We start from the raw sequence: 15,138 nt of genomic DNA, 5'->3' as shown, positions 1-15,138 counted from the left end.
ACCGCTATTAGCAGTGTCCAATAATATGGAAAAATATTAAACTACTTCATTAACGATAATTAATTAAAGTAGTTTTTATTTCACACTAAAAAGAACATACGTACGTAATTATCACCAAAAAATACGAAATTAGGAGAGATGATATGTTTATTATTGAATTAACTAAGCTAGAACCGGATTTTATTAAGAAAAGTACGGAAACTAAAGAGTGCGAGAGAACTCGTTCATTTGATATTGATCACAAAGGCGCTATGTATGTCTATTACTACAAAGATCATGTTCAAATTCAGTTGATGAAATATGGAAAGCGTGAAACTACTTCAAAAGATTGGGAAATTATTAAACGTTTCCCTATTCTTCTTCATGATATCAATATAAATAAGCCAGTACGTGTGTCACACAACTTAGAAGATGACTACTTGAATATTTATCTGAGATATCAAAACAAAAAAGCTAAAAAGAACGACTGATCAAGGGAGACTGAATCAAATGGCTCAACTTAGAAAGTATACAAAGAGCAACGGGTCTACTGCATGGATGTTCAAGATTTATCTAGGTGTAGATCCTAATACTGGAAAAGAAAAGCACACTACTAAAAGAGGGTTTAGAACTCAGAAAGATGCAAAAATAGCTCTTAAACGATTAGAGGCAAAAGTAGCTGACGGCACTATCTTTAACACAACGGATGATCAAAACTACTCTTTTAAGGATGTATGGATTGAATGGCGTGAAGGTTATAAGCAATCAGTCAGTGAATCAACATTATTAAAAACGGACAGAATGTTTAAGCTGCACATACTCCCTATTTTCGGGGATTACAAAGTGAAGAGCCTCGATACCGCTACTGCACAATCAGGAGTCAATAACTGGTCAGAATATGTATCTTCTAATAAAATGATAGGATATGCAAAGAGTGTAATGAATTATGCTTTAACTGAAGAGTACGTTATACGAAATCCATTTGATTTAATTGTTAAACCTAAAGTCGAACCGTTAAAAAAAGAAAAAAAGTTTTACGAAACAGATGAACTTAAAAAACTTATGTCTGCCATTGATGACTGGGATCACTTGCAAGCCAGAGCTTTAATTAGATTAATCGCCTTTACTGGATTAAGACGTGGGGAAGCTTTAGCGCTAACCTGGGATGATTTAGATGAAAAAAACAAAACCTTGATGGTCAACAAAGCTTTAGGAAGAAAAGAACGTGAGGGCAAAACGGAGATTTACTTAAAAGGACCAAAGAATAAAGCCTCTAACAGGATAGCTTCAGTTGATCAAAAAACGATGGATATGCTTTTGGAGTGGAAAGAATTTAATGAATCAAAATGGATTTTCACCAACGAACGTAATGATGGCTGGCTCACTCTCTCTAAACCAGTAAAGTGGTTAAAGATAGCGGAAAAGAAAGCTGGCTTACCCTATCTTGATGTTCATGGTTTAAGACACACACATGCCAGTTTGCTATTTGAAGCAGGTGCATCTGTCAAAGAAGTTCAAGCACGATTAGGTCATGGCCAAGCATCTACTACGATGGAAATCTACACTCACATTACTAATGCCAGTCGTGATAGTTTTGCTGAGAAATTTTCTGATCATGTCGATTTTTAAGCTACCCTTGGTCAATTCCTTGGTCAACAAAACAAAAACCCCTTCATATAGGGGTTTAAATGATTATATACCTCACCAGAGGGAATCGAACCCCCAGCTTGAGAACCGGAATCTCAGGTGTTATCCATTACACCATGGTGAGTGATGACTCAATTAACTAGTTTACTTTAAAGTTACCTTTAAAACAAGGTGGAATCCCGAGAAATTCTTTTCAGGATCCCTCTTTTTCAATTAAGCTGGATACTCTTTTAGCTCTTCCGCCATTTTATTTAATTTTCTGAGACGGTGATTGACCCCAGATTTGGATACGCCACCGTTAGGCACCAGCTCTCCGAGCTCTTTCAGACTAACATCTGGATACTCTACTCTAAGCAAGGCAATTTCTTGAAGTTTATCAGGAATAGAATCCAGTCCAACCATTTTGTCAATCAGCTTGATATTTTCGATCTGCTTTCCTGCTGCATCAATCGTCTTGTTCATATTCGCATTTTCACAGTTAACAAGTCGATTAACAGAATTCCTCATATCCCTGACAATTCGTACATCTTCAAATTTGAACATACTTCCTGTCGCGCCAATAAGAGAAAGGAAATTCGCGATTTTTTCTGACTCTTTCAAGTAAACGATATGACCATTTCTTCTTTCATGTGTACGACCATTTAGTTCAAATTCTTTCATCATATTACAGATATCTTCGTTGTGTTCTTCGTAACTAGAATGGATTTCTAAATGATACCGACTGGTTCCTGGACTATTCACAGATCCTCCTGCTAAAAAGGCACCTCTCAAATAAGATTTCGCTTTTTGTCTATTTTTCGTGATTTCTTCAGGAACGTGACCATGATAAAGCATCCCATCCATAATACCTAGTTCAGATAAAATTAATTTACTTCCACTTTTCAATCGAACAATATAGACATTATTTTTCTTTAACTTCATTTTCTTACGAACAAGCAATTCAGATTCTACATCAAAGTTATCTTTGATCAGCGAATAGATGCGTCTAGCAATCGCTGCATTCTCTGTCTGTACGTTCAATAAGAATTCTTGATTCACTATACTTAATGTTCCGTTCATTCGAATCAACGCGGCAAGTTCTGCCTTAGCATGTTCCGGATGAACTTCCAGCATCGTTAATTCTTTTTTCACTTCAGCTGCAAATGACACGTTTTCTCTTCCTCTCTTACCAACTCCATCATCTACGGTTAAAACTTCAGAAAAGTTCTTTGTGCATTAAATGCTGTCCTAAAGATTTCTTCTGCTACTTTTTCACCATTGTGATAAACGCCTTTGTTTCTATACTCCAAAAAATCATCCGAAATAATAATCGGAACTTCTTTTTGCATACTCTTGAAATCATGCTCCACTTGAAGTAGATTTTCTGTGGATTGAATGTCTTCAACATATTCATCGGGCACTTTGCCAATATTTGCTAAAGCAATATCCACAAATTTCTTCCCTAAATGTCTATGCAATACTTGAATATGTTCTGCATCAGAAAGATTCTCCGTTTCTCCAAGCTGGGTCATGATATTACAGATATAAACCACTTTGGCTTCTGTATTCATAACAGCTTCTCCAAGATCTGGAATCATCAAATTGGGTAGGATACTGGTAAACAAGCTTCCGGGCCCTAAAACGACCATATCCGCATCCATAATAGCAGAGACTACTTTACGGCTTGCCATAATCGGGTGTGCTTCTCCTACACAAGAAAGCGCCACGTAGTCAATCATTTTACCTTCTTTAGCAATTTTCGATTCTCCTTTTTCAGTAGAACCATCCACATACCTTGCATTCAAAATTAAAGGTTCTTCTGCTGCTGGATACACATGCCCTTTTACCTGCATCATTTTAGCAAGTAACTGAATCGCTTCATAAATATTACCTTTCATGTCTGCTGTTGCAGAAATAATCAGATTTCCAATTGAATGACCTGCGAGTGTTTCGTCATCTGTTTTAAAGCGGTATTGGAAAATCTCTTTAAATGTTTCCGGGATTTCAGACAAAGCGATTAGGACATTTCTTAAATCACCTGGTGGAACAGCATTGATGCTCTCACGCAATGCACCACTGCTTCCTCCATCATCTGCGACAGTCACAACCGCTGTGACATCGGCATCTTTTTCTTTTAAACTTTTTAAAACGACCGGCAGCCCTGTTCCTCCACCAATCACGACGATCTTTGGTCGTCTTTTTTTCTGTTTTGAATTCATCATGATCGAACGGTAGACTCCTTTGTCTTATCTTTATCCCGATGAGTGATATTGACCAGATATCCATCAGCCTGAATTTTATGTCCGAGCCTTTCAGCAAGTGCAACTGAACGGTGTTTCCCACCTGTACAGCCTATTGCGATCGTAACACTACTCTTTCCTTCTCTTTTATATCCAGGAAGCGAATAATCTAGTAATTCAGCAAATTTCTTGTAGAAAGGTTCTGTTTCGGGTTGTTGCATCACATAGTCATAGACTTTTTTGTCTAATCCTGTTTGAGGTCTCAGTTCTTCAATGTAGTGCGGGTTCGGTAGAAAACGGACGTCCATTACTACGTCAGCATCAATTGGAAGTCCATATTTGAAACCAAAAGACACCATTTCCACTCTAAACATTTCTTTTTCTTTTGTTTTAAAATTACTAATTAATTCTTCTCTTAATTGTCTCGGCGTCAAATCTGATGTATCAATGACAACTTGCGCCCTTGTTTTAATGTCTTCAAGTAATTGACGTTCTTTTCTAATGCCATCAATCGTTCGTCCACTTGTTGCTAAAGGATGTGATCGACGCGTTTCTTTGTAACGAGAAACCAGTTCTTTTTCCGTTGCTTCCAAATATAGGATTCGAGTCGTAATATGCGGACTATTTTCCACTTTAAATATTGTTTCTTTCATTTGATCAAAAAAGTCTCTCATTCTTAGATCCATAACTAGAGCGATTTTTGAAAATTGCCCTGACTCTCTGACTAAATCCCAAAATGTCGGAAGTAAATTCGGCGGCATATTATCTACACAGTAATAGCCCATATCTTCAAAACTTTGCATTGCTACAGTCTTACCTGCGCCACTCATACCCGTAATGACTACGAGCTCGATATTTTCTGCCACTTGCCAGCACTCCCTTTTGTTTGTTCCTTTTTATCAGTAAATTAAAATGACTCATTCTATTTATTATAACATTCCGGGTGTGTCATGTATACAGTCTAGCAAAATTATTCTGAAAAGGATTAAAAAGAAGCAGACAGCATACTGGAATGTATGCCAACTGCTTCTTTAGATGTTGAATAGTTATTTATTCAATTCATTTATATGAAATTGAATATGTTTTTTGATAAATGTCGCAATCGTAAAATAACTATGATCATAACCGAGCTCCGCTTGATACTGAACCGTTTTACCTTCTGCAGCTTTCAAGAAAGTATCTTCCTTTAACTGCTCCTCGTAAAACTGATCATTCGTTCCTTGAGTGATCAGTAGAGGAGGTGCTTGCTCAACTTGCTGGATTAAATACGTCGCGTCCCACTCTTTCCAAGACGCTTCATCTGTCCCAAGATACGCTGTGAAGGCTTGTTTGCCCCATGGCACCTCACTAGGTGTCATGATTGGCGCAAAGGCCGATATCGCTTTAAATCGTTGTGGCTCTTTCAATCCCAGTACCAATGCACCATGGCCACCCATCGAGTGTCCCATAATACTTTCTCTTCCAGAAAAATCAGGAATCAACTGATGTACGATTTCTGGCAATTCTTCTGTAAGATAAGCATACATCTGATAATGTTTTGCCCATGGTTCTTGTGTAGCATTGATAAAAAACCCTGCGCCTTTACCTAGATCGTATTGGTCTTCATCTGGAACGTCTTCCCCTCTTGGAGAAGTATCCGGAATAACCACTGCAACAGCTTGATCAGAAGCGGCTTTTTGAAAACCACTTTTTTGACTGAAGTTGTCATCCGTACAGGTTAGTCCAGATAACCACCAGATCAATGAAGTAGGCTGTTTTTCAGAAGATTCAGGCAAATACAAGCTGAATACCATATCACAGTTCAGAACTGAAGAATAATGGCTGTATTTGCGCTGTTCACCTTTAAAGACTTTATGTGTTTCAAGAAGTTCGATAGTCATTCAATCACTCTCCATATGTCAGAATTGTACGGATAGATTCTCCTTTGTGAAGTAACTCAAAGGCTTCATTAATTTCACTGAATTTCAGATGATGGGTAATAAACGAATCTAAATCAATGTCTCCATTCATATAATCATCAACCATACCTGGTAACTCAGAACGTCCTTTAACGCCACCAAAGGCAGAACCTTTCCAGACTCTTCCGGTTACAAGTTGGAATGGACGGGTATGAATTTCTTGTCCAGCACCGGCAACCCCGATGATGATACTTTCGCCCCAGCCTTTGTGGCAAGCTTCTAGGGCAGATTTCATTACTTCTACGTTTCCGATACACTCGAAACTATAGTCTACTCCACCGTCAGTCATTTCAACGATGACTTCTTGAATCGGTCTATCATGGTCAGATGGATTAATAAAGTCCGTTGCGCCCATTTCTTTTGCCAGTGACCACTTATCTGGGTTCATATCAATAGCGATAATGCGTTTTGCGTCAGCCTTTTTAAGTCCTTGAATAACTGCAAGTCCTATTGCGCCTAAACCAAATACAGCTGTTACGGCGTCTTCTTCTACTTGAGCTGTTTTCTCTACAGCACCGATACCCGTTGTAACCCCACAACCGAATAAACAAACTTTGTCTAACGGCGCTTGTTCATCTACTTTAACTAAATTGATTTCATTCACAACTGTGTATTCACTAAAGGTACTTGTTCCCATGTAGTGATAAACAGGTTCTCCATTATATGAAAAACGCGTTGTACCATCCGGCATCAAACCTTTTCCTTGAGTTTCGCGAACGGCTCCACACAAGTTTGTTTTACCTGAAAGACAGAATTTACATTTTCCACATTCAGGCGTGTAAAGTGGAATAACGTGATCCCCTGGTTTTACAGAAGTAACATTTTCTCCTACAGAAACAACTTCTCCGGCACCCTCATGTCCAAGAACTGAAGGGAAAATCCCTTCTGGATCTTGTCCAGACAATGTAAAAGCATCTGTATGACAAACGGAGGTGTAAAGAATCTTGACCATAACCTCATTTGCTTTTGGTTCTTCAACATCTAATTCTACGATTTTAAGTGGTTCTCCTGGACCGAACGCTACGGCTGCTTTACTTTTCATAGTGAATACCCTCTTTCTCTCTATTTCTTTTATATCGTTCCGTCTAATTGTATTGTATAATACATTCAATGTGAATACTGACATTTTTGTCACTACACCAATTTCCTAAGTAGAAAGGATTCAATCACATGATAGAATATAAAAATAAATCATTTCCTTCTAGCAAAGACCTTGCTTTATCGGTTGTAGGCGGTAGATGGAAAATCAGTCTGATCTGGGCACTTTTGAACCAACCTTCTTTACGGTTAAGTGAACTCCAGAAAACATTTCCTGACATCAACCAGCGAATGCTGATCCGCCAGTTACGGGAACTGGAAGAAGACCAAATTATTTATCGGACCATCTACCCTGTAGTTCCACCAAAAGTCGATTACACACTGACTGATATCGGACGTTCTCTAGAGCCCGTAGTATCCGCCATCTGCTCTTGGGGAGACAATTATGCTGATTTCCTTGAAGCAGATACTCTTACAACTGAAAAACCAGACAGACCCTAAATCAGCGGTTTCTGCCTGGCTTTTTCATGCTTTTATCTTTATTAAGGTAAACAGTTTAGATGATTATTTACCGTCATAGGTACTTCTACCCATTGCTTGATACATACTGCACTTTTGAGTTTTACCTGATGCAAGCAATCCAATACCAATAATTCCTAATACTTTCCCAATACCTTTTGTGAAAATCAAGTTAGGGACTAGCGCTGCTCCAAATACGATGCGGGCAATACTTTCCATTTCTCCAACATTCTTGTCCATAAGTTCACTTCCTTTCATTCTTGTAGGGCTATACGTTAATTATAAAAGACTTGTGGTTATTCCAAAAGAAATACCCCTCAAGTCATTCTCATTTATTTACATTTAACTTCTTGTACTTTAAGTGAGCTGACTTTATTCAACAAAAAAAACCTAGCGTACTCTGATTCTTTAACAGAGTACGCTAGGGGGTTAAGTTGTAAGTTTACTGACCGTCTACAATAGATTGAATCGCTTTTTCAAAAGATTCGATTTTTTCTTCGACGGCTACTCCTGAATCATCAAAGGCAGCGATATAGAACTTGATTTTTGGTTCTGTACCTGACGGACGCGCTGCAATCCAGCTAGAATCGACTAATCGATATTTCAGCACATCTGCTGAAGGCATATCGATTGTCTCTACTTCTCCGTCACAGTTTGTACGTTTACTTGTTTTGAAATCTTCTATTTCTTGAATCTTGATTTTTCCAAAGCTAGTTGGAGAATCATTTCTGAGTGAATCCATCAAGTCATTGATTTTTTGAGCACCTTGAATGCCATCCATTGTGATTGAAATGGTTTTTTCTTTATAGTGTCCATGCTCGTGATAAAGATCTTGAAGTGCATCAAAACAGCTATATCCAAGTTCTTTATGGTATGCAGCCATTTCAGCACACAAAATAAGAGCTTGCATGGCATCTTTATCGCGTACGAATGGTTGAATAAGATAGCCGTAACTTTCCTCAAAACCAAACATAAACGTATTAGACTGATCGTTTTCAAAATGCTTGATCTTTTCGGCGATAAACTTGAATCCTGTTAGGACATCAATCGTTCTTACACCATTTTTCTCAGCAATGGCTTTAGGTAAATCACTAGATACGATTGATTTCAAAATCACACTGTTTTGAGGTAAAATCCCTGTTTTACGGTGTGCTTTCAATATATAATCTAGCATCAAACTGGCAATTTGGTTACCAGAAAGAACTTCATATTGTCCTTTTGCTGTTCTAACAGCCATCCCCAAACGGTCTGCATCTGGGTCAGTTGCGATTAGAAGGTCTGCATCTACTTCACAGCCTAATTCAATCGCCATTTCAAAAGCTGCCGGATCTTCAGGATTCGGTGATTTAACCGTTGAAAACTCAGGATCTGGTTCGGCTTGTGCTGAAACTAAGTGCACATTGCGGAATCCCGCTTGTTTTAATGATTTTTCCCCAATCATCTTTCCTGTACCATGAAGTGGCGTGAAGACGATTATTAGATCTTTCGCGACTCTTTCAATCAAATTAGGATCGATCGTTACGGTCTTCATAGCTTCTAAGTATGCTTTATCAACATTATCTCCTATGATTTCCAGCAATCCCGAATCTGCGATTTCTTGTTCATCTGCTACTTCAATAGACAAAACATCTTCTACACTTCTAACAAGTGAAGTCAATGCATCTGCTTCTTTAGGCGGTAATTGTCCACCGTCTTCTCCATATACTTTATATCCATTATATTCAGGAGGGTTGTGACTAGCAGTGATCATAATTCCGGCAGCAGCTTGAAGATGACGAACGGCAAATGAAAGCTCAGGTGTTGGACGAAGACTTTCGAATACATAAGCCTTGATTCCATGTGCACCTAGTGTTTTTGCTGATTCAAATGCGAATTCTCTGGACATATGACGAGAATCATACGCAATCGCAACGCCACGCTTTTTAGCCTCTTCGCCTTGTTCTTTTTCAATAAACAATGCAAGTCCTTCAGTTGCTTGACGAACAGTATATATGTTCATACGGTTGATTCCTGCTCCGATGATCCCTCTCATACCTGCTGTACCAAACTCTAAAGGTGCATAGAAAGCATCTTCTAGTTTCGATTCATCCTGCTCATTTTTTTCCAAATCTTTCAGTATATCGGAATCTAGTTCAGTATAGTTTTTCCAAGTAGTATAAGTCTCCTGCCAGCTCATTTTTAAAACCTCTCTTTTTAGTCATTTTTATTTTTATATTGATATAATTGTACCATTTTTGTTTATATTATGCATGATATTGACATAAAAGGCTTTCATAACAACTTTCATTATACTAGTTTGTATCGTATTTAACAATACAAAAAAGTACAGAAATAGCAGGCGCGACTGTCGTCGACCACTGTTTCTGTACTTTTAGGCTGTTTGATAATGAATCTTTAAAATGTATGTGATTTATGCATGTGTTTTTTCAAGTTGTTCTTTAAGGTCTTCAAGATATTGATATGCAGCATTTCCGGCAATAGATCCATCTCCAACGGCTGTAGCTACTTGACGTAAGACCGTTTTACGAACGTCACCAATAGCAAAAACACCTGGTACCTTTGTTTCCATGTTTTCATCTGTTTCGATCCATCCTTCTTCATCTGTAATGCCTAAAGAACGGAATTGATCAGAGTTAGGCAAGATCCCGATATAGATAAACGTACCTTCTGCTTCAAGAGTAGAAACCTCTCCAGTTTTAAGATTGCGAATACGGACGCCACTTACAGCTTGGTCCCCTTCGATTTCTTCAATAACTGAGTCCCATACAAAATCCACTTTTTCATTTTTAAACGCTCTATCTTGCAAGATTTTTTGTGCACGAAGAGAATCTCTTCTGTGAACAATGGTCACTTTGCTTGCAAATTGAGTCAAATAAGTTCCTTCTTCAACAGCTGAATCTCCTCCACCGGCAACAACAACATGTTTTCCTTTAAAGAATGCTCCATCACAGACCGCGCAGTATGATACGCCTCTACCGTTGAATTCTGCTTCTCCAGTAACACCAAGCTTTTTATGCTCAGCACCGGTAGCCAAAATGATCGAACGTGTACGGAAAGTCTTGCTTGTTGTAACGATTTCCTTGTATTCTTCACCATTGATGATTTCCTGAACATCTCCATAAGCGTATTCAGCTCCGAACTGAATGGCACCCTCATACATTTTAGTCGACAAATCAGGTCCTTGAATACTGCTGAATCCAGAATAATTTTCAATTTCAGCATAATTGTTCATTTGTCCGCCCGGTAGTCCACGATCTAACATCAAAGTTGATAGATTAGAACGTGAAGCATAAAGTCCAGCAGTTAATCCTCCAGGACCAGCGCCGATAACAATAACATCATATATTTTTTCAACAATTTCCATTAGAGAGCCCCTCTCACTTGTTCTTATACCTATTATAGTAGATATTGAGTCTTTTATTCCACTACACAGACTTACTTTTAGTAAGTTTTAATCTTTATGATGATTTTCTGTCATTTGTTGTTCAATCATTTTCTTCATTTCATCCGCTTCATCAGAATAGGTTCCATTCTGTCTAGAAGCTCTGTACACATCTAGCATAGCTTCTGCTGTTTTATAATCATTGAGATGAATGTAGTTCGTTGCTTGAAAGAAGTAAACATCATAATACTTTTCGGATTCTTTTTCCAAGACTTCGTTGAGTACGGCAATAGATTCTTCGAATCTGAAAGAATGCTGGTAAATCAAAGCTAACTGTACTTTCCCAAATATTCTTTCATCTTTGTTTTCCGCAAGACTGAGTCCGGTTTTAAAATGTTGTTCAGCTTTTTTTAAATCTTTCTTTTCGTATGCGATCATTGCTCGCCCATAATACGTTCTGGCATTGGGAATAAGTGAAATAATCTGGTGTTCATCTGCTTGCTTCATACAAGATACTCCCCTCGTCAACAATTAAAGCAACTCTTTCAATGGTATAACTTTTGCAACTGATTGTAAATAGATGTATCTGAAAATGTCCTATTGACGATTTTTAGATACATCTAGTATATCAGATATACAATTATTTTAAATCTATCGATTTATTTTCGTATAAAAAACACTGCCTGCTTCATCGAGCAGGCAATGTTTCAATTAAGATTATTTTGATTTTTTATCTTCTAATTCATGTGACTCAGCATCCATTTTTGTTTCGCCGCCACCATTTTCCAACTCTTTTGCTAATTCAACAATATAGTTTCTCAAGTTATCTTTAACTTGTGGATGTGTCAGACCATACTGAATCGTTGTTTTCAAGAAACCGAATTTATCGCCGACATCAAAACGATCACCTTTAAATTCTTTTGCAAAAACGCGTTGTGTCTTGTTCAACGCATCAATTGCATCTGTCAGTTGGATTTCTCCACCAACACCTGGCTCTTGTTTTTCAAGTAGATCAAAGATTTGCGGCGTCAACAGGTAACGACCAATAATCGCTAAGTCACTTGGAGCATCTTCTGGTTGAGGTTTCTCTACAAATTTACGAACATTGTAAAGACCTTCTTCAGCTTCCGCTTCAGGATCAATGATTCCGTAACTAGAAGTCTCTTCGTGTGGCACACGCATAACAGCAATATTAGATGCATGTGTTTTTTCGTAACCTTCAATGAGTTGCTTAGTCAACGGAACTTCGTCAGCCATGATATCGTCTCCAAGCATGACTACGAAAGGCTCATCTCCAACAAATGCTTTCGCTTGAAGAACCGCATGTCCTAGTCCTAGTGGATAAGATTGTCTAGCGAAGTACAAGTTCAAACCAGTTGTTTCTTCCACGAGTTTCAACAAGTCATGCTTCCCTTTAGCTTTAAGGCTTTCTTCAAGTTCAGGGTTAGAATCGAAGTGATCTTCGATTGGACGTTTAAGCTTTCCGGTAATGATCAGGATATCTTCAATTCCTGAAGCAATTGCTTCTTCAACGATAAACTGAATCGTTGGTTTGTCCACGATTGGAATCATTTCTTTTGGCATTGCCTTAGTAGCTGGAAGAAAACGTGTTCCATATCCTGCTGCAGGAATAATCGCTTTTCTAACTTTTTTCATTTCTTTCTTCTCCTTTTCCCTTTTCATACTGTTCTCCTTCATATAACAAAATTATGTAGAAAGGCTCTCGCCCTCCTCCTACATTTGAATCTTTTAAATACTACATTCACTTACATTGTGCACTAAACGGGGGGATCAGAGATTATTCTGATTTCCCTTCTCGTTGCATTAAATTCAGTATAACATATTTTACTTCTGCGTCACTATAAACTACTTTATAGATGGCTTCTGTGATTGGCATATCGATTTTATACTCTTGAGCAAGTTCGTAGGCAGCTTTTGTAGTCGAAATCCCTTCAACGACCATACCCATTTCATTTAAAATCGTCTCTACTTGCTGTCCTTTTCCGAGTAAATTTCCAGCTCTCCAGTTTCTGGAATGTGGACTTGTACAGGTTACAATCAAGTCACCGACACCGCTAAGTCCCATAAAGGTCAAAGGTTCAGCTCCCATCGCGACACCTAATCTAGTGATTTCTGCAAGCCCTCGTGTGACCAATGCAGCCTTAGCATTATCTCCAAAACCCATTCCGGCAATTGCTCCGGCTCCTACAGCTATGATGTTTTTTAGTGCCGCACCAATTTCAACACCTATTATATCTCGGTTTGTATACACTCTGAAATAGTCATTTAAAAATAAGGTTTGCACCGTTCTTGCGCTCTGTTCGTCTTCACATGCTGCTATTATTGTCGTTAAATCTTCTGCCATAACTTCTTCAGCATGACTTGGTCCAGATAGAGCAACGACTGCCATTCTATTCACAAAAGAAACCTCTTCTTCTAGTATGGTAGAGATCCTTTTGTGAGATGCTTGTTCCAGTCCTTTTGATGCATGAACGATGAGCTTTGGACTACTGATAAAGTCATTGACTTGTTCAGCTAATCCTCTAATCGCCTTTGTAGGTACAACAAAAACGATAACGTCTGCTGCTTCTACTACCAACTTAAGATCTGTTGTTGCTTTTAAATTTTCAGGTAACGTTGAATCTGGAAGGTAAGACTGATTGGTATGATGTTCGTTTATTTCATCAACTTGAGTTTGATTGCGACTCCACAGGTTTACCTGATGTCCATTTTCTAGAAGAACTTTAGATAAAGCTGTCCCCCATGACCCAGCTCCTAAAACAGCTACTTTTGTGTTCACTGTTTAGGCGCCCCCTCTAACTCACTAGTCGTATCCAGTTGCTCTTTCGAGCTCCCTAAAATCAATTCTGTTAGTTCTGACATACTCTTCACGCTGTAAGTTGGATTATACGGTGCCATCTCTTCAGTGGTTTTTTGAGACCATTCGACAAATACACTTGGAATCCCTGCATTTGTGGCAGCTTCGATGTCATGATTGTTATCGCCAATCATAATCGCTTGATTATGATGAACATTTAATGCTGCAAGAGCTCTATATACGGGTTCAGGATTTGGCTTAAAATGCATGTAGGAATCTGATCCAATAACGATATCAAATAATCCTTGTAGACCCAGGACTTCAATACCTCTTTCAATCATATCATTACGTTTAGTTGATACAACTGCTAATTTCACACCGCTTTTTTTCAACTGTTTCAATTCCTCAAAAACCCCATCGAATAAAGAAATCATACCATCGTGCAGATCAGAATTCAGTGCACGGTAACGTTCAATAATTTCTTCTGTTCGGTCGGGAATTAATGTTCCATAGACCTCTGTAAGGGATGGTCCGTTGAATTGTCGAACCGAATCAAGTGTATATTTCCCTGGAAAAAGTTCTTCTAAAATCGTTAGGTGTGTACGGTTGATCAACTCGTTCGAGTTGGCCAGCGTGCCATCGAAATCAAATAATGCTGCTGTATATTCCAAAATAATGTCCTTTCTAAGCTACTATCTCTTTATTTTTTAAATTTAGATTTTTTCTTTTTTTCTGCAAAAGTTCTTTCAGGTAGCATACCTTCTGTGTAATAAGGTGGTGTTGGATACACATAGAATCTTCTGTAAAGAATCAGTGATACTGCAATAACGAGTAAGACCCCAGAAAGGACTTGAGAGACACGTAAAGGTCCGATATACAAACTATCTGTCCGCATACCTTCTATCCAGATACGACCCAGACTATACCAAGTTACATATCCTAGGGCAGTTTCCCCTCTTCTGAGAACCCCCTCTTTACTACGGACAACCATCAAGATAATAAAACCGACTAGGTTCCATAACGATTCATATAGGAAGGTTGGATGGTAATACGTACCTTGTATGTTCATTTGTTCAATGATGAAATTCGGTAACATCAATCGTTCTAAAAACGACCGCGCAACTTCTCCACCATGGGCTTCTTGATTCACAAAATTTCCCCAACGGCCAATTGCTTGAGCAATCATAACATGAGGCGCTAGCACATCTAGTAAAAGCCATACAGCTATATCTTTCTTTTTGGTATACCAAACGAGCGTTGCAAATCCTGCTAACAATCCGCCGTAGATTGCAATACCGCCTTCCCATATATAGAAGATACGAATAGGATCCTGAAGGTAAACATCCAGCTCAAAGAGCACATAGTATAGCCGCGCGCCAATCAGACCAGCTGGAATGATTCGAAAAGCCAAATCTACTATAAAGTCTTCTTCGATTCCTCTTTTTTCACCTTCTTTGATACTCAACCAGACGGCAACGAACATACCGAATACAATAATAATTCCATACCAGGCAACTCTTAATGGTCCAAATTGAAAAGCAATCGGATCAATCGCTCCTAAACTAACGTTCATAACAT

General features: G+C 38.4%; 16 protein-coding genes. 3 read left to right on the top strand and 13 right to left on the bottom strand.

Features of this window, described 5'->3' with window-relative positions; translation table 11 throughout:
- Positions 1–143 precede the first annotated feature (143 nt).
- Complete coding sequence (locus LG377_RS03550; RefSeq protein WP_225743331.1) at positions 144–470, top strand: hypothetical protein; 327 nt, start codon at positions 144–146, stop codon at positions 468–470.
- Positions 471–489: 19 nt separating this feature from the next.
- Positions 490–1,608 (top strand): site-specific integrase, encoded by a 1,119-nt coding sequence (locus tag LG377_RS03545; RefSeq protein WP_225743330.1) that lies wholly within the window; start codon positions 490–492, stop codon positions 1,606–1,608.
- Between the two features lie 231 nt (positions 1,609–1,839).
- On the opposite strand, the gene whiA is transcribed toward LG377_RS03545, so the two are convergent.
- The 5 genes from whiA to LG377_RS03520 form a co-directional block, all read right to left on the bottom strand.
- Positions 1,840–2,775 carry a DNA-binding protein WhiA gene (gene whiA, locus LG377_RS03540; protein WP_225743329.1) on the bottom strand — a complete coding sequence of 312 codons (936 nt, stop codon included), beginning with the start codon at positions 2,773–2,775 and terminating at the stop codon, positions 1,840–1,842.
- A 38-nt stretch (positions 2,776–2,813) separates the two neighbouring features.
- Positions 2,814–3,824, bottom strand: coding sequence for a uridine diphosphate-N-acetylglucosamine-binding protein YvcK (gene yvcK, locus LG377_RS03535; protein WP_225744622.1), 1,011 nt, complete (start codon positions 3,822–3,824; stop codon positions 2,814–2,816).
- Positions 3,824–4,711, bottom strand: a complete 888-nt coding sequence (gene rapZ, locus LG377_RS03530) for an RNase adapter RapZ (protein ID WP_225743328.1) — start codon at positions 4,709–4,711, stop codon at positions 3,824–3,826. Before rapZ ends, yvcK begins: the two co-directional genes overlap by 1 nt.
- A gap of 180 nt (positions 4,712–4,891) precedes the next feature.
- Entirely contained in the window at positions 4,892–5,725 is an 834-nt protein-coding gene (gene fghA / locus LG377_RS03525; protein WP_225743327.1) for an S-formylglutathione hydrolase, read from the bottom strand.
- 4 nt (positions 5,726–5,729) lie between these two features.
- The gene (locus LG377_RS03520; protein ID WP_225743326.1) at positions 5,730–6,845 is read right to left on the bottom strand and encodes an S-(hydroxymethyl)glutathione dehydrogenase/class III alcohol dehydrogenase; all 1,116 of its coding nucleotides are present in this window, start codon (positions 6,843–6,845) and stop codon (positions 5,730–5,732) included.
- A gap of 128 nt (positions 6,846–6,973) precedes the next feature.
- Between LG377_RS03520 and LG377_RS03515 the strand changes: the two genes are divergently transcribed.
- Entirely contained in the window at positions 6,974–7,342 is a 369-nt protein-coding gene (locus tag LG377_RS03515) for a helix-turn-helix domain-containing protein (protein WP_225743325.1), read from the top strand.
- Positions 7,343–7,405: 63 nt separating this feature from the next.
- Here the strand turns inward: LG377_RS03515 and LG377_RS03510 are convergent, their stop codons facing one another.
- The 8 genes from LG377_RS03510 to lgt all read right to left on the bottom strand — a co-directional run bounded on the left by LG377_RS03510 (position 7,406) and on the right by lgt (position 15,133).
- The gene (locus LG377_RS03510; protein ID WP_225743324.1) at positions 7,406–7,600 is read right to left on the bottom strand and encodes a DUF2892 domain-containing protein; all 195 of its coding nucleotides are present in this window, start codon (positions 7,598–7,600) and stop codon (positions 7,406–7,408) included.
- Positions 7,601–7,802: 202 nt separating this feature from the next.
- Positions 7,803–9,536: a phospho-sugar mutase gene (locus tag LG377_RS03505; RefSeq protein ID WP_225743323.1), complete on the bottom strand. Its 1,734-nt coding sequence runs from the start codon at positions 9,534–9,536 to the stop codon at positions 7,803–7,805.
- Between the two features lie 234 nt (positions 9,537–9,770).
- On the bottom strand, positions 9,771–10,724 hold the full coding sequence (gene trxB / locus LG377_RS03500; protein WP_225743322.1) for a thioredoxin-disulfide reductase: 954 nt from the start codon (positions 10,722–10,724) through the stop codon (positions 9,771–9,773).
- A gap of 87 nt (positions 10,725–10,811) precedes the next feature.
- On the bottom strand, positions 10,812–11,249 hold the full coding sequence (locus tag LG377_RS03495; protein ID WP_225743321.1) for a hypothetical protein: 438 nt from the start codon (positions 11,247–11,249) through the stop codon (positions 10,812–10,814).
- A 210-nt stretch (positions 11,250–11,459) separates the two neighbouring features.
- Positions 11,460–12,398, bottom strand: coding sequence for a UTP--glucose-1-phosphate uridylyltransferase GalU (galU, locus tag LG377_RS03490; protein WP_225743320.1), 939 nt, complete (start codon positions 12,396–12,398; stop codon positions 11,460–11,462).
- A gap of 142 nt (positions 12,399–12,540) precedes the next feature.
- The gene (locus tag LG377_RS03485; RefSeq protein WP_225743319.1) at positions 12,541–13,542 is read right to left on the bottom strand and encodes an NAD(P)H-dependent glycerol-3-phosphate dehydrogenase; all 1,002 of its coding nucleotides are present in this window, start codon (positions 13,540–13,542) and stop codon (positions 12,541–12,543) included.
- Positions 13,539–14,231 (bottom strand): pyrophosphatase PpaX, encoded by a 693-nt coding sequence (gene ppaX / locus LG377_RS03480; RefSeq protein ID WP_225743318.1) that lies wholly within the window; start codon positions 14,229–14,231, stop codon positions 13,539–13,541. The genes LG377_RS03485 and ppaX overlap by 4 nt, the downstream gene beginning before the upstream one ends.
- Positions 14,232–14,260: 29 nt before the next feature.
- Complete coding sequence (gene lgt, locus LG377_RS03475; RefSeq protein WP_225743317.1) at positions 14,261–15,133, bottom strand: prolipoprotein diacylglyceryl transferase; 873 nt, start codon at positions 15,131–15,133, stop codon at positions 14,261–14,263.
- Positions 15,134–15,138 lie beyond the last annotated feature (5 nt).

It is taken from the genome of Marinilactibacillus sp. Marseille-P9653 (assembly GCF_916618885.1).
GTDB lineage: Bacteria > Bacillota > Bacilli > Lactobacillales > Carnobacteriaceae_A > Marinilactibacillus.
Note: the sequence above shows the minus strand (reverse complement) of the source record. Positions and strands in the feature narration are given on the sequence as shown.